We start from the raw sequence: 14943 nt of genomic DNA on the forward strand, positions 1-14943 counted from the left end.
GGGGGCTCAAGGGCTGTCTGGCTGCGGCTTGGCAGGCATATGGCGGCTTGATGGATGGTTTGTTACGGTGGCGTGGTTTGGCGGGGTTTTAGGCGTTTTTTTATGCTTTAGGCTCAAAGTTGTTGTTGTTGTTGTTGTTGTTGTTGTTGTTGTTGTTGTTGTTGTTGTTGTTGTTGTTGTTGTTGTTGTTGTTGTTGTTGTTGTTTGCTGAGCTTGAAGGTGGAGCAGGCTTGGGGGCGTTGGTTGCTGCAGAGTGGGGGGCAGAGCACTCTTCGTAGGCCGCTACTCGGGGTGCTGGCACAGGGGCGCGGGGCGGACCACTTGCCGACGCTGCGCGTCGGTCCCCTTGGCAGAGTGACAATCGGGGCGCAGCCTGAACTCGCCCGGTGGTTTGTCCCCCGGACAAACCACAAGCGTCGGGCTCAAGCAGCAGGCTGCTTGCATCCCCGATCGTCACTCCGCCTGCGGCAAGTGGTCTGACTCGCCCCGCGCCCCTGTGCCAGCACCCCGAGCAGCTCTCAATGGCTTCAAGAGTGAGGTCTGGAGTCTTTGTTTGGGTGGGTTGCTGGTTTGAGTTGCGATGGGGCAGGCTTGTTGTTCGGGCTGACTTTAAAACCGTCCGGGGGGAGGGGCGTCATGTCATCACGTCAGTTCGAACGCTGAGTCGAGTCGAGTGGAGAGGGTGAATGGGGGGCGGTGGACCGCTAAAGCTAGTGGTCAATTAGCTGGAGCAGCCAATTCAAGCTGCTCTTATTGAACATGGCGAGAGATTGAGTAGAGGCCGTTTTTACAGCACGTTTAGCGAATGTATGGGGAATGCCAGCATGGTGGGTTCGCTCAGTCCTGTCAGGGCTTGGATGACTTTTTGGGCTTGGTCCACGGGGGCGCTGCTGATGAAGGCGCTGTTGCCTGCCTGGGCTTGTGTGTTCAGGCAGTTGGCCTGCTCCAGGCGACGGTGCACTTGGGCGGCGACGGCAAAGGAGGGTTCCAGGATATGGAAGCGCGAGCCGCTGATGGCTTCGATTGTGGGACGCAGAAAGGGGTAGTGTGTGCAGCCCAGGACCAGGGTATCGGCGTGGCTTTGCAGGGCGGGGGCCAATCGTTCTTTGAGTTCTGCTTCGATTTCCGGGCCTGACAGTTGCAGGGCCTCGACCCGGTCGGCCAGCCCTGGACAGGGAATGCGTATGACTTCCACGTCGCTGGCATAGCGGTCAATCAGGCTTTGCAGGCCGCTGCTGTCCAGGGTGCGGCTGGTGGCCATCAGGGCGACGCTACGGCTACGGCTCAAGGTGGCAGCGGGTTTGATGGCGGGTTCGATGGCGATGATGGGGATGGAAAGCCTGGAGCGCAGGGCGGGGGCGGCTACCAGTGTGGCGGTGTTGCAGGCGATGACCAGCGCCTTGCAGCCCTGGTCTACCAGCAATTGAGTCATTTGCAGGGTACGCTCCACAATCCATTCGGGGGATCGGTCTCCGTAGGGAGCGTATTGGGAATCGGCCAGGTAGAGCAGATGCTCGTTGGGCAGGGATTGGCGCAGGGCACGCCAGATGGACAATCCGCCCACGCCCGAATCAAACACGCCAATAGGGGCTTGTGCAAAAACGGCGGGACGGGATGGACTCATGGCGCTGAACGATGCTTGTGGGGCAAAAATTCTATTATGGCGCTTTTGTCGTGTTTGGAGCAGAGGCTACAGCCTGGTTTACAGCGGCTGTCTCCTTTAGGCCCTGTTCCAGGTCTTGGTTGGTGTGTGGGGCGGTCTTTCCATGACCGCCCGGTTGCTGCGTTCAAGCCAGGTTCTTCAGGACGCCTCCCACTGCATCGAAGAGTGAGTTGAGTTGCTCGGGGGTAGAGGTAAAGGTGGGGCCAAATTGCAGAGTGTCGCCACCAAAGCGTACGTAAAAGCCCTGTTTCCACAGTTGTAGTCCCGCTTCAAAGGGGCGGATGGCGGGGTCGCCATTCCGTGGGGCGAGCTGAATGGCACCCGCCAGGCCGCAGTTGCGGATGTCGATGACATTCGGGCTGTCGCGCAGCTGGTGCAGGGCTTGTTCAAAATGCGGAGCCAGTTCAGCGGAGCGTTGCAGCAGATTGTCCTGTTCCAGCAACTCCAGGGCAGCCAGTCCGGCGGCGCAGGCGACGGGGTGGGCAGAGTAGGTGTGCCCGTGGCTGAATTCCACGGCGTGCAGTGGCAAGTCCTGGCCCATGAAGGTTTGGTAGATTTCCTTGCTGGCAACGACCGCGCCCATGGGGATGGCACCGTTAGTCAATTGCTTCGCCATGGTCATGATGTCGGGGGTGACGCCAAAGTATCCGGCCCCGGTATAGGTTCCCAGGCGGCCCAGGCCGGTGATGACTTCATCAAAGACCAGCAGAATGTTGTGCTGGTCGCAAATCTGACGCAGGCGTTGCAGGTAGCCGGTAGGTGGCACCAGTACGCCTGCCGATCCGGAGACGGGTTCGACAAACACGGCGGCGATGGTGCTGGCATCGTGCAGTTCGATCAGTTTCAGCAGTTCGTCGGCCAGGGCAAGGCCCCCTGTTTCGGGCTGGCCGCGCGTGAAGGCGCAGTCTGCTTGCAGTACGTGGGGCAGGTGGTCGGCATCCATCAGTTGCCCGAACATCTTGCGATTACCGCCTATGCCTCCCAGGCTGGTGCCGGCCACGTTCACGCCGTGGTAGCCACGAGCACGGCCAATCAGACGGGTCTTGGTCGCCTGGCCTTTAATACGCCAGTACGCCCGCACCATCTTCACGACGGTGTCGGTACATTCAGAACCGGAGTTCGTGAAGAAAACATGATCCAGACCGTCAGGGGTGTGCTGGGTCAGCTTGTCGGCCAGTTGAAACGCGGCGGGATGTCCAAACTGAAAGGCAGGGGAGTAGTCCAGTTGACCAAGTTGACGATGCACGGCTGCCTGGATTTCATGGCGAGCATGTCCGGCACCACAAGTCCAAAGCCCGGACAGGCTGTCAAAAATCTGGCGGCCATCCTGATCGTACAGCCAGTTGCCTTCGGCTTTGACCACCAGGCGCGGGTCCTGCTGGAAGTGTCGGTTCGCGGTAAAGGGCATCCAGTGGGACTGGAGATTGAGTTCACTGGCAATCTGCTGTGGCGCAAAGTAGGGTGAGTTCATGGTGGTCTCCTCAAGGCGGTGAATACCCCCAGTGTAGGCAGCTAAGTTGTTGAGTAAAATACGTTTTTATTCAACTTCACTTATTGTTTTACTCACCTATATGCAACTCAAAGGACTCTTGCAGGTTTCCGATTTTGATTTGCGTCTACTGCGTGTGTTCAGAACAGTAGCGCAAGTGGGCAGCTTTTCAGCCGCGGAAGGCGTGCTGGGCATTACACGTTCGGCCATTAGCTTGCATATGAGCGATCTGGAAAAACGTTTGGGTGGAATCCGGCTGTGTCAGCGCGGCCGGGCGGGTTTTGCCTTGACGGAAGAAGGGCGACAGGTATTGCGGGCCAGTGAAACCTTGATGGCTGCGGTGGAGAATTTCCGCAGTGAGGTGAACCAGCTGCATTCCAGTTTGCGGGGGGGCTTGAATATAGGCTTGATGAATAGCCTGATCTCGCAGCCTCATATGCACATCACCTCGGCCTTGCGTGCCTTGCGCCAAAGCAGTGAGGCGGTGCGCGTCCATATCAGCATGAGTACGCCGGGCGAGATTGAGCGTGGTTTACTGGATGGCCGCTTGCATATGGGCGTGCTGCCTGAAACCAATGCCTTGAGCGGGCTGGAATATCGCACGCTTTATGCCGAACCTTATTTTCTGTATTGCTCCTGGGAGCATCCTTTGTTTGCCGCGGTGCAAAAAGGGACAGTGTCTCAGGAAGCCTTGCGCCGGGCTGCGGCCATTGCGCCTGCTTATCGCATGAGCCCGGAGGCGATCGGACAACACCAGGATCTGAATTGTGTTGCCACAGCCAGTGACCGGGAAGGAATCGCCTTTTTGATTTTGACGGGGGAGTACATCGGTTTCTTGCCCGAGCACGTGGCGGCTCGCTGGGTAGAGAAGGGCCAGATGATTGCGGTGGACCCGCAGCAGCGTCAGTTCACGATTCCCTTGTCCTTGGCCATGCGTAAGGACAGGCGCGCACACGCGATTGTGGATTATTTTCTGGGCCTGCTCGATAACGAGGCTCAAAACTGAGGCGGCCAGCAAGGGCTGGCCGCTAGTGAGGGAGCGTCTGCTTGGCCTGGTCAGGCTCGGTGCCACAACAAGGTGCCCACTCCCAATTTGCCGGCGACTACCACGGGGTCACGGGTGATCAGTTCCAGAGCGCCTTGCGTAAAGCGCGCCAGTCGTGGCTGGGGAACCCCTACCCAATCGGGGTACAGGGACATATCAACAAAGTGGGTAACGCACTGGGTGGCCTCATCCACTTCAAACGTCCCAGCGTAGGCCAGATACGTATCCAATAGCGATTGACAGCTGTCTTGTACTGTTCGGGTGCTGCTGCCCAGTTGTGCCCCTACATAACCTGTTTCTGTATAGATCAGCTGACCGATAGGATTAGGCCCCAGTCCGGGATAGCTGGGCGAGCCATCTTCGGGGACAAAATCAAAGGACACCAATTGCCAGACACCGATCAGCTTGCTACGTAAGGTATGGGCCATCAAAAACTCCTGAATAGACAGTGTTGTTTCGTTATGTAACTGAGTCATCATGCTGTCTTTTCTTTTGTTATTCAATGACTTGCCTATTCTTATTTTCTATCGTCAGGCACTACGCTTCATGACTTTTTAAGTGGCAATGGTCGGCATAAATTACCCAGTATTTCCAGCGCGTGATCGCTGTGTTCTGTCCACGGATGGCCAAAGTTAAGACGCAGGCAATGGCTGTAATTCAGGGTAGTTGAAAAGATGGAGCCTGGTGCCAGACTGATGCCTTGTGACAGGGCCTGGCGATGCAGCTCCAAGGTCTGCACACTTTTTTCCAGCTCTACCCACAGGAAGTAGCCGCCCTCGGGGCGGGTGGCCCGAGTCCCTGCGGGGAAGTAGCGTCCCAAGGCTTTGGAGAACTGCGCATACTGGCTTTTTAGTTGAGTGCGTAAACGGCGCAGGTGTTGCTCGTACGCACCTTTTTCCAGGTAGCTGGCCAAGGCCAGTTGGGTGGGCACGGGAGACGTCAGGGTAGTAGTCAACTTGGCCTGGGCGACTTCACGTATATAGCGTCCCGGCACAGCCCAGCCGATGCGATAGCCGGGTGCCAGGGTTTTGGAAAAAGAGGAGCAGTGCATCACCAGTCCTTGACGGTCAAAGGCTTTGGCGGGGCGGGGGCGCTCCGTGTCGAAGTACAGTTCGCCGTAAACATCGTCCTCGATCAAGGGGATTTCATAGCGGGCCAGCAGCTCGACCAATTGGGCTTTTTTCGCATCGGGCATCAGGCTGCCCAGCGGGTTCTGGAAGTTGGTCATCAGCCAGCAGGCTTTGGGGGCGTGATGTTTGATCGCGTGTTCCAGCGCTTCCAGATCAATGCCTTCACGCGGGTGGGTGGGCACTTCCAGTGCTTGCAGCTTCATGCGTTCCAGCGATTGCAGCGCGGCATAAAAGGTGGGCGATTCCACGAGCACAATGTCACCCGGTTGAGTTACCGCTGCAAGACATAGGTTCAGCGCTTCCAGAGCTCCGTTGGTAATCACAATATCGTTGGCATTGATGGCCATGCCTTGAGCCAGATAGCGCAAGGCAATCTGGCGACGCAGGGGAGCGTGGCCTTGGGTCAGATCGTCCACGCTGGCCCAGGGATCTTGCTGTTTCAGACTGGCAGACAAGAAGCGGCCCAAGCGTTCCAGAGGAAAGAGCACAGGGCTGGGGAAAGCGGAGCCTAAAGGCGCTACGGAGCGCTCTGAACTGGATTGCAGGATCGCCATGATCAGGTCGCTATTGTTGACGCTGGTCGCTTGCAGCGGTGGCTGGGAGGCCGTGTCCGCCTCCAAGGTATGAGGCGCCAGGCTGGAGCAGACGTAGTAGCCCGAACGAGGACGCGCCTTGATTAAGCCTTGTGCTTCCAGTCGGTAATACGCCTGGAAAATCGTCGAGGCACTGATCTTGTGCTTATCCATCAATTGACGCACAGAGGGCATGCGCTCGCCTGCGGCAACTGTGCCGTCAAGAATGGCCTGGGCCAGTTCCTTGGCCAGCGTCTCGTACAGTTTCATGTCCTTCTGTGCTCCATCTGATACGGTAATTTCAATAAATGTGGTTTTTTTATTATCTGATGGGTATGTCTTCAAGCACAAGCAAACGGCAATTTGCGGGGCTTTCAGGACAACTGATAGGGTTTTTTAAGCTTTAACTGATTCTTGGAATGCTCTGTGCCGACAGGTAGCCTTGCCGGGTGTTTTCGTCCGTGCCCGTGTGGGCTGCGGGCCTATCTAATCAGAGGAATACCATGAACCCGACGGCGCTTTTGCTTGCCGCATTCATCCTGTCGATTGCCGGGCTTTTTGCCTTTATCTGGTCCTTGCGCAAGGGCCTGTTCGATGCTGACGTCAGTGGTGCGCGCACTATTTTTCACAAGGGCGAAATCGGCCAGCCCGAAGAACCCTCGGCCGATGCTGCCCAACGGCAGGCGCTAAGCCTGGCGGCGGCTGACCATATTGCAGAGAACCATGGTCAGCAAACCAGCGCGCTTGAAATGGCGGCGCGTGAACAGGCCGACCGTTCCAGTTCCATGCCTGCGTTCTTACTGATTGTCTGTGCGGTGGTCTGGCTGGTGGTGGCCTCGTTTGCGGGTTTGATCAGCTCCTTGAAACTGCACTGGCCCGAGTTTCTGGGTGACGTTTCCTGGTTGAGCTTTGGCCGTCTGCGCACGATTCACCTGAATGGCGTGGCATATGGCTGGGCACCCATGGGCTTGTTGGGGCTAACAATCTGGATGTTGCCGCGCTTGCTGCAGACCCCTTTGCTGGGTGGCCGTTTGGTGATGGTGGGCGGTCTGGTCTGGAATGCTGCGCTGGTGGCGGGGATTGGTGCTTTGGCCATTGGCTTGAATGCGGGTTTGGAGTGGTTGGAAATCCCCTGGCAAATCGGTGTGCTGTTCGCCTTTGGCGGCATGATGATCGGTATGCCGCTGGCCTTGATGCTCTCGCAACGCAAGGTCAAGCACTTGTACGTGTCGGTGTGGTACATCGGCGCGGCGCTGTTCTGGTTCCCCATTCTGTATCTGGTCGCCAAGGTTCCTGGCGTGCACTTCGGGGTGGAACAAGCCACCATGAATTGGTGGTTCGGGCATAACGTGCTGGGCTTGTTCTATACCCCCATGTCGATTGCCGCTATTTACTACTTCCTGCCCAAAGTCATTGGACGCCCTGTGCGCTCCTACAACTTGTCGCTGCTGGGTTTCTGGACGCTGGCCTTTTTCTACGGGCAGGTCGGTGCGCACCATTTGATTGGTGGTCCTATCCCTGAATGGCTGATTACCTTGTCCATCGTGCAAAGCGTGATGATGGTGATTCCGGTGCTGGCCTTCTCGGCTAACCAGCATTTGACGCTGAAGGGGCATTTCAGTGCGCTGCGTCACTCGCCCGTTCTGCGTTTTATTGTCTTTGGCGCCATGATGTACACCGTCGCGTCCCTGCAAGGTTCTGCTGAAGCCTTGCGTTCGCTGAATTCCATTACACACTTCACGCACTTCACGGTGGCTCATGCTCATCTGGGTATGTACGGCTTTGTGACCATGGTGATTTTCGGCGGAGTGTACTTTGCCTTGCCTCGCATTCTGAACACGGCCTGGCCCCGGCCTGCCTTGATCTCCTGGCACTTCTGGCTGGTGGTGGCTGGCTTTGCTGTGTACATGATCACGCTCAGCATTGGTGGCGTGCTGCAAGGTTTGGCCTTGCTGGATCCTGCCCGTGGTTTTATGGAGTCGGTGGCAGTCACCATGCCCTGGTTGCAAGGCCGTTCTATTGGCGGCGCCATGATGACGCTGGGCCATCTGGTCTTCGCCCTGCACGTATTGCTGATGATTGTGAAGTCGGGTGCGTTTGCCTTGACCGAGTCCCGCTCGGCTGCAGTGGGCCGTACCGCTGAGCTGGAGGTTTAAGGTCATGGAAAACGAACTGAAGTTGATCATCGGGTCCATGGTGACCTTGTCCTTGGCAACGGCCGCCATGATTGTGGTGCCTTTTTTGCAGTTGAAGGATGAGCCTGCTCCTGAAGGTTTGTCGCCTTATACCAGTCAGGAAGTGCGGGGTCGGGCGGTGTATCGGGGCAATGGCTGCATTACTTGTCACACGCAGCAGCCCAGTACAACGGGCGCGGGTGTAGCGGATGCCAGCCGTGGCTGGGGGCGTGCTTCGGTCGCCGGGGATTATCACTACGACGACCCACCTTTGCTGGGCACCATGCGTACCGGGCCGGATCTGTTCAATATTGGTGTGCGTCAGCCTAGTCAGGATTGGCATTTGGGGCACTTGTACGATCCGCGCGCTTACTCGCCGGGTAGCAATATGCCTCCCTATCGTTTCTTGTTTGAAGCCAAGAACCCGGATCAGGTGCAGCCTGACGAGCGCGTCGTGAGTCTGCCGCCGGGTGTGGCACCGGAGGGCAAGGTGGTGGTAGCCCGTCCGGAGGCCTTGGATCTGGTGGTGTATTTGCAGTCACTCAAGCATGTGTATCCGATCTTGAGTGCTGATGTGGTGGGGAGTGAGGAATGAACCGGCCTGTTCAAAGTCGTCAAAGCGAGAATGCTGATCCCCACGAGCAGTACAACCCGATTCCGCGCATAGTGATTCTGGTGATTTTGGCCTTGCTGGCCTGGGCTGTGTATTACATCGTCTCGGCTCAGCCCAACAGCTCTCCGCGTTTGGGGGATCAGCGTCCTTTGGCGGTTCTGGCTCCTGCGCCTGGCAGTGTATCTGCGGATGGCAAGCAGCTATATGCCAATGCCTGTGTGGCGTGTCATCAGGCGACGGGGCAAGGTTTGCCAGGGGTGTTCCCGCCTTTGGCGGATTCAGAGTGGGTGAAGGGTGACCCCAAGGTACTGGCGCAACTGGTGCTGCACGGGGTCACGGGAGCTATCACGGTGAAAGGCCAGGAATATCAGGGGGCGATGCCTGCATTTGCAGAGCAGTTTAGTGATGCGGAGCTGGCGGCTGTGTTGAGCTTTATTCGCCATGAGTGGGGGAATGAGGAGGATGCCATTACCCCCGAGTTTGTTGCTGAGGAGCGGGCTGCCAGTGGGGATCGTAGTCAGCCTTGGCAAGGGGAGAAGGAACTGTTGGAGTGGATTGCGGCGCATTGAGGTGGCTGCGATGAGTTCTTCTGGAATTAATAATTAGAAGCACGTTTTGAAACGGTAGCACGCCGGGAACAGGCCCCCGGCTTTTGAACCGATATCTCGCCCGACCCCAGGGTTGGAGATGTCGGTTTTTTTTGTTTAGTGTCTCTGTGGGGACGCCGCTTGGGGGCCGGGTCCAGGGGGGCGGGCTTGACTACTTGCCGATGCTGCGCATCGGTACCCTTGTCGATTCTGATATCCGGGCGCCCTGTGAACTCGCCCGGTGATTGGTCCCCCGGACCAATCACAAGCGTCGGGCTCAAACAGCACAGGGCTTGCATCCCGGATATCAGAACCGCCTGCGGCAAGCAGTCTGAATCGCCCACCCCCCTGGACCCGGCCCCCAAGCGGCTCACAACGGAGAAATATAGAAAAACCGATTTTGGACGGGGGAAAGTGCTGGTTGTAGAGGGGACGGGGGCTGTGTACCGTTTCTAGGCTTGGCGCTTGGTAGGCTGGGTCTGTTGTCGGCCAAGTTGTTGAGATGGATTGGAGAGGCACTGCGGTTGAGCGCAGTGAGGCTAGTTGAAAAAGCCCAAAAGTAAACATTACTGATGATCAACGTGCTCGCAGTACTCACACACTGATGATTGGCATCAATCTGTAGCGAGAACTTGTAAACCAGGGGCTTTTAGAGGGGGCTTTGAGGGTTGCTGCTTAAAAATGGAGATCCAGGCATTGGATCTGTGTATGCAGCACTTGGATCTTGGAAGCAAACCGGCTTGAGTCGTGGAGTTGCATCACTGTGAACCACTTGGGGCCCTCTGCAGGGATTGGGCGGATCAGAGTACTTGCCGCGGTCAGGAGATAGCGTAGGGATGCAAGCGCCCTGTTGTTTGACCGGGGCGCTTGTGCTTCGTCCGGGGGACGAACCACCCCGGGAGTTCAGGGTGCGCCCGTAGCTATCTCCTGACAAGGGTACCGGTGCGCAGCACCGGCAAGTGCTCAGCCCAATCCCTGCAGAGGGCCCCAAGTGGTGGCTTCACGGAGACCGATCTCATCATTCAAAGACCGATTTAACTCTCCGTGAAACCCCACTTATAAAAAGCAGACTTACGCCGCCTTCTTCCGTAATGTCAGCCACAGACCCGCCAAGATAGCCACCAGTCCCAACCCAGCGCGAGCCGCCAAGGTATTCCCCAGAATCAGGAAATCCAGCCCGGCTGTCACCACAGGAACCAGATAAAACAGGCTAGTAACGTTGACCAGATTCCCGCTGCGAATCATGCGATACAGCAGCAACTGGGCCAGCACGGAAATCACCAGACCAAGCCATACCACCGGTCCCCAAAAGCCCAATGTGTTCTCCCAGCGGATTTCTTGTCCCAAACCCAGGGACGCAAGAATAAACAAGCCCAGAGACAAGGAATACTGCAAAGGCATTCCTTGCAACGCCCCCACGGGCTGACGCTTTTGAACAATGGTCCCCACAGTGATGCTCAACAAAGCAGCAATTGCAAATACCAGACCCAGCACGGACAAACGGCTGACAATCAGGCTTTGATACACCACCAGAATCAGCCCTGTCAGCGATAGTGCCAAACCGGCCACACGACTCAAAGAAAAACGCCGCTCGGTCAAAGCCAAGGTCAGAATCGGCTGCACACCCAGGATCGTCGCCAGCAGACCCGGCGTGATTCCTTGAGCCAGGGTTTCAAAATAGAAAAACGAATACAGCCCGATCATCAGCAAACCGCTGATAGCTGGCAGCAGACGTTGCCCTTTGGGCGGCAGCCAGCCGCCATTGAAGTGCCCCAGCATGATCACCATAGGTAGGGCGATGGCAAAACGCAGGATCAGCATGGCCATAACCGAGCCATGATCCAGACCGATACGCGTGAAAATACCCGCGCTGCCCCAAAGCAGCACGAACAAGGCAATAGCACCCGCTTGGGCGCGAGAAGAAGAAATCATGATGTTCTTTATCTGTCTAAATAAATTAGGTTTGTCTGCAAAGACATTCCAGGCGCATCAATAGCGCAGGAAAAGAAAAAGAGGTCTTAGGAGCAGACGCTGTAGACGCGTGTGTCGACGACGACGTCGGACACGACTGCGGCTTGATTGACGACGCCTGGGGCGACGACAGTCAACAGCAAGACAGATGGAGGGGAGCCCGCCCGCAGCGACGCGGCCCGCGACAGGGGCAGAGTGCTTGGCAAAGAGGATGCGGGGCGGTTCATGAAATAAGAATCAGATCGTTAAATCGATGAAGCACTGTAGCACAAAATATATTCAGGACGCCAATCATCAGCCGCTAGGGTAATCGCTAGTACAGGCGATAGTCCGGGCTATGTAAGAATTGCACCGATCGCGATTTCAGATCGCTGCGACATTTCCAAATAGATACGACATCCGCTGCCAATGCTGCCAGCGCCGATGCCGGGCAAAAAGGCCCAGACCGGTTCAATGCTTGAACCGGTCTGGGCCTTTTTGTTTGCCTGAAATAAATCCGACCTCGTAGTTAGGTTGCGAACTATCTGGAACCCTGCTTCGCGGCACGATGCCATCGCGATACACAGAGCTCACGCAGCGTCAGCAAGATCTGACGCCAGCCAGGCCGGAATCGTCACCTTGTTTTGGAGGCTTATGCCATGTTGGGTGTTGCGCTTTTCTTTATTGGGGCTGTGCTGATTGTGAATGGCGTGGGTTTGACTGGACGTATTGAAAGTCGGGACCTGGCCCCCTTTAACTTGCTGGTGGGGCTGTTGGCCCTGTTCATCAATTTTCTGGGCTTGCAGCGCGGCGAGCAAATGGCGGATTACTTTGCCGTTGCTGGTGGGCTGCTGTTTGCCTTCACCTATCTGTATCTGGCTGTGGTGCAGTGGTATGGGTTGAAAGGAGTGGGCTTTGGCTGGTATTGCCTGTTCGTTGCCATCAGCGCACTGGCCTTTGCCGGGTCTGCCAGCGATCCGCGTTTGATCGCCATGTGGCTCTTGTGGTCCAGCCTGTGGTTTCTGTTTTTCCTGGCCTTGGGATTGGGACGGTCCTTGCGTATTTTGCCTGCGTATACCGTCTTGATCGGGGCCTTGACCTGCTGGTTGCCCGGCACCCTGATCATGATGGATGCCTGGTAGTTTTCATAGGAGAGCAAGCGTGGTGGGGGCCAGAGTAATGCAGTTTTTTGGAGTAACCTGATGCTCGCTCGTAGTGTTTACCGGCAGGTCCGTCGACCTGCGCCCCTACCATGCTAGACAGGAGATGGACTTTGGCTCACAACGAACCCGTACGCGTCGGCGTTCTTTATTCCGCAACCGGCATGACCTCTACCATTGGTCAGTCGCAATGGCAGGGCACCAAACTGGCGATTGAGGAAATCAACGAGGCCGGTGGCCTGCTGGGGCGTGAACTGGTGGCGGTGTGCTACGACCCGGCGTCCAGGCCCGCTTGCTACGCTGAACAGGCCGAGCGGCTGATTGTGCAGGACCGCGTCAATGTGATCTTTGGCTGTTATATGTCCAGCAGCCGCAAGGCCGTGATCCCGATTGTGGAGAAGTGGAACAAGCTGCTGTTCTATCCCACCCTGTACGAAGGTTTCGAGTTTTCGGGCAATGTGATCTATACCGGCGCGGCGCCCAATCAGAACAGTGTGCAGCTGGCGCATTTCATGACCAGCAATTTTGGCGCGCGGGTCTACATGATTGGCTCGGACTATATCTACCCCTATGAGTCCAATCGCATCATGCGCGAGCTGGTCATGCAGCATCCCGATAGCAAAGTGCTGGGCGAACACTATCTGCCATTGGATGCCAGCGAGAGCGATTACAGCCTGATCATGGAAGACATACGCCAGAAGCAGCCGGACTTTATTTTCTCCACCGTGGTGGGGGACTCCACTGCCAATCTGTATCGCGCGTATGCCAATGCGGGCTTTAATCCGCAAACCATGCCCATTGCCAGTTTGACGACCTCCGAGGCCGAGATTGCCCAGATGGGCGCGGAAATTGCCTGTGGACACTTCACCGCCGCACCGTATTTTCAGTCCATCGAGTCGGAGGTCAATGCGCGTTGTCTGGCCAGTTTGCGCAAGCGCTTTGGGGCCGACTGCCACCCTAATCTGTGCTGGGAAGCTGCCTATTCACAGATGCATTTGTTCGCCAATGCGTATCGACAATCCGCCAGTGATGCGATCGGAGATTTATTGCCCTACCTGCTGGGCAGTGAACTGGATGCACCTCAGGGGCGGATCAAGATCGATCCCAATAATCACCATACTTGGCTTTATCCACGGATTGGCCGCATCAATGCCGACGGCGAATTTGCGATTGTGCGCCAGGCAACGCGCCCGGTCTCGCCCGACCCGTATCTGGTTACCCATTCCTTGGGCGACTGGACTGCCAAGCTGGATACTTTGGAGACATAAAGCGTGGCCAACTCCTCTTCCTACGGTGATGAGCCGGCAAACAAGCCTTTGCGAGTGCGGAATCGTTTTCCGCATGCCACCTCGCCGCAGCTCAAGGAACTGCGGCAATTGACGATGGTGGTCATGCATCCGGACGATAGCGATGGCCGCTTGCTGACCCAGCAACTGCAGCGTATCGGGTGTTCGGTCCAGACGATCTGGCCACCCACGCAAAACCTGCCTTCAGGAACGGATCTGGTCTTTCTGGCCGTGCAGCCTGATCTTTTGCACCTGCGCCTGGATTGGGTCTGCGAGGAGGAAGCACCCACGATTATTGCCGTGGTCAATTATGAAAATCCCACGATAGTGTCGGCCGTGCTGGATTTGAATATTCAGGCGATCCTGCCTTCGCCCATACGCTCTTTTGGCTTGTTGTCCACGGTGGTGCTGGCGCGTAAATACCATAAAGAACTGCGCCAGCAACGTCGGCTGATCAGCAAGCTGCAAACCAAACTGATGGGGCAGCGGCATGTGGCGCAAGCCAAGACGATCTTGATGCGTACCCATCAGGTGTCCGAGGACCAGGCCTACGATTTGATTCGTGAGCAGGCCATGAACAAGCGCAGCACGATTGAGGATATTTCGATTGCCATTGTGAATGCCAGTGAAGTGCTGTCCCTGGGGCAAAAAGGTTCGTCCTTGCTGGGGAACTAGCCAGGCGTTTTGGCCTGGCTGAGCTGCGGTGGCTGGCTAGAGCAGGCGCGTGATTGAAGTGGTAGGCATAGGCTTGCTTGGTAAAGAGAAAAAGGCAGAAACACTACCCGTTTTCATTCCTCCTACAATAGCGATTTTCTAGAGTACGCCGCTGCCCCAGCGTAGAGATAATGAGCCATCAGGAATATGAGCAGCCCCGGTCTGCCCTTGCGGTGACATCAGAGCAGCGCGCTGCTTGGGTGCAGCTGCAAAAAGACCGCGATCAGCTTTACGAGCAATTAGAGACTCTGAACCGTGGTCACCTGGACTTGAGGAAATTCTTGCTCAAGGCCAAGCGCAATAATTGGATTGCCTGCACTTTAGTGGTGATTTTTACCGCGCTTGGCTGGTTGCTGGATGCATCGGTCTGGCTGCGTTGGTACGTATTACCGATTACGTTTTTCTGCTGCGCCTTGTTGTGGTTTGGCGGAAAGCTGCTGGATCGGCTAATGCAAAGCAAGATTGCGAATCTATCCGAGTTTTTGCAACATACGGATGCACAAATAGAAAAGGGGCGGCCTATCTTCGAGACAGACCACCCCCAATCCAATCAAGCTTGA

The 14943-nt window shown here is 56.5% G+C and carries 14 protein-coding genes; 9 read left to right on the forward strand and 5 right to left on the reverse strand.

Annotation, left to right across the window (positions count from 1 at the left end; genetic code table 11):
* Nucleotides 1-28 precede the first annotated feature (28 nt).
* A complete protein-coding gene (locus ACFPDR_RS04180; protein WP_376910616.1) occupies nucleotides 29-211 on the forward strand; it encodes a hypothetical protein in 183 nt (60 codons plus the stop codon).
* A gap of 576 nt (nucleotides 212-787) precedes the next feature.
* Here the strand turns inward: ACFPDR_RS04180 and murI are convergent.
* The gene (gene murI / locus ACFPDR_RS04185) at nucleotides 788-1624 is read right to left on the reverse strand and encodes a glutamate racemase (RefSeq protein WP_376910618.1); all 837 of its coding nucleotides are present in this window, start codon (nucleotides 1622-1624) and stop codon (nucleotides 788-790) included.
* A gap of 163 nt (nucleotides 1625-1787) precedes the next feature.
* Nucleotides 1788-3134 carry an aspartate aminotransferase family protein gene (locus ACFPDR_RS04190; RefSeq protein WP_137431204.1) on the reverse strand — a complete coding sequence of 449 codons (1347 nt, stop codon included), beginning with the start codon at nucleotides 3132-3134 and terminating at the stop codon, nucleotides 1788-1790.
* Nucleotides 3135-3234: 100 nt separating this feature from the next.
* Here ACFPDR_RS04190 and ACFPDR_RS04195 point away from each other — a divergent pair, with 100 nt between their 5' ends.
* Nucleotides 3235-4158 carry a LysR family transcriptional regulator gene (locus ACFPDR_RS04195; RefSeq protein WP_302357027.1) on the forward strand — a complete coding sequence of 308 codons (924 nt, stop codon included), beginning with the start codon at nucleotides 3235-3237 and terminating at the stop codon, nucleotides 4156-4158.
* A 50-nt stretch (nucleotides 4159-4208) separates the two neighbouring features.
* Here ACFPDR_RS04195 and ACFPDR_RS04200 read toward each other — a convergent pair whose 3' ends face one another.
* On the reverse strand, nucleotides 4209-4676 hold the full coding sequence (locus ACFPDR_RS04200) for a lipocalin-like domain-containing protein (RefSeq protein ID WP_268380202.1): 468 nt from the start codon (nucleotides 4674-4676) through the stop codon (nucleotides 4209-4211).
* Nucleotides 4677-4741: 65 nt separating this feature from the next.
* Complete coding sequence (locus ACFPDR_RS04205) at nucleotides 4742-6169, reverse strand: PLP-dependent aminotransferase family protein (RefSeq protein ID WP_060186334.1); 1428 nt, start codon at nucleotides 6167-6169, stop codon at nucleotides 4742-4744.
* Nucleotides 6170-6402: 233 nt separating this feature from the next.
* Between ACFPDR_RS04205 and ACFPDR_RS04210 the strand changes: the two genes are divergently transcribed.
* The 3 genes from ACFPDR_RS04210 to ACFPDR_RS04220 are packed head-to-tail and all read left to right on the forward strand — an operon-like array spanning nucleotide 6403 to nucleotide 9255.
* Nucleotides 6403-8055: a cbb3-type cytochrome c oxidase subunit I gene (locus ACFPDR_RS04210; RefSeq protein WP_376910620.1), complete on the forward strand. Its 1653-nt coding sequence runs from the start codon at nucleotides 6403-6405 to the stop codon at nucleotides 8053-8055.
* Between the two features lie 4 nt (nucleotides 8056-8059).
* Nucleotides 8060-8668, forward strand: coding sequence for a cbb3-type cytochrome c oxidase subunit II (locus tag ACFPDR_RS04215; RefSeq protein ID WP_035271983.1), 609 nt, complete (start codon nucleotides 8060-8062; stop codon nucleotides 8666-8668).
* Nucleotides 8665-9255: a c-type cytochrome gene (locus ACFPDR_RS04220; RefSeq protein WP_137431200.1), complete on the forward strand. Its 591-nt coding sequence runs from the start codon at nucleotides 8665-8667 to the stop codon at nucleotides 9253-9255. Before ACFPDR_RS04215 ends, ACFPDR_RS04220 begins: the two co-directional genes overlap by 4 nt.
* A 1089-nt stretch (nucleotides 9256-10344) precedes the next feature.
* On the opposite strand, the gene ACFPDR_RS04225 is transcribed toward ACFPDR_RS04220, so the two are convergent.
* The gene (locus ACFPDR_RS04225) at nucleotides 10345-11205 is read right to left on the reverse strand and encodes a DMT family transporter (protein WP_203145535.1); all 861 of its coding nucleotides are present in this window, start codon (nucleotides 11203-11205) and stop codon (nucleotides 10345-10347) included.
* Between the two features lie 677 nt (nucleotides 11206-11882).
* On the opposite strand from ACFPDR_RS04225, the gene ACFPDR_RS04230 reads away from it, so the two are divergent.
* From ACFPDR_RS04230 to ACFPDR_RS04245, 4 genes are all read left to right on the forward strand, one after another.
* Nucleotides 11883-12365: an AmiS/UreI family transporter gene (locus ACFPDR_RS04230; RefSeq protein ID WP_266108044.1), complete on the forward strand. Its 483-nt coding sequence runs from the start codon at nucleotides 11883-11885 to the stop codon at nucleotides 12363-12365.
* A gap of 110 nt (nucleotides 12366-12475) precedes the next feature.
* Complete coding sequence (locus ACFPDR_RS04235) at nucleotides 12476-13651, forward strand: transporter substrate-binding domain-containing protein (protein WP_052159404.1); 1176 nt, start codon at nucleotides 12476-12478, stop codon at nucleotides 13649-13651.
* A 3-nt stretch (nucleotides 13652-13654) separates the two neighbouring features.
* Entirely contained in the window at nucleotides 13655-14344 is a 690-nt protein-coding gene (locus ACFPDR_RS04240; protein ID WP_026484656.1) for an ANTAR domain-containing response regulator, read from the forward strand.
* A gap of 170 nt (nucleotides 14345-14514) precedes the next feature.
* Nucleotides 14515-14943 (forward strand): hypothetical protein, encoded by a 429-nt coding sequence (locus ACFPDR_RS04245; RefSeq protein ID WP_376910624.1) that lies wholly within the window; start codon nucleotides 14515-14517, stop codon nucleotides 14941-14943.

It is taken from the genome of Alcaligenes sp. GCM10023179, from assembly GCF_042653705.1.
GTDB classification, from domain to species: Bacteria; Pseudomonadota; Gammaproteobacteria; order Burkholderiales; family Burkholderiaceae_B; genus Alcaligenes; species Alcaligenes phenolicus.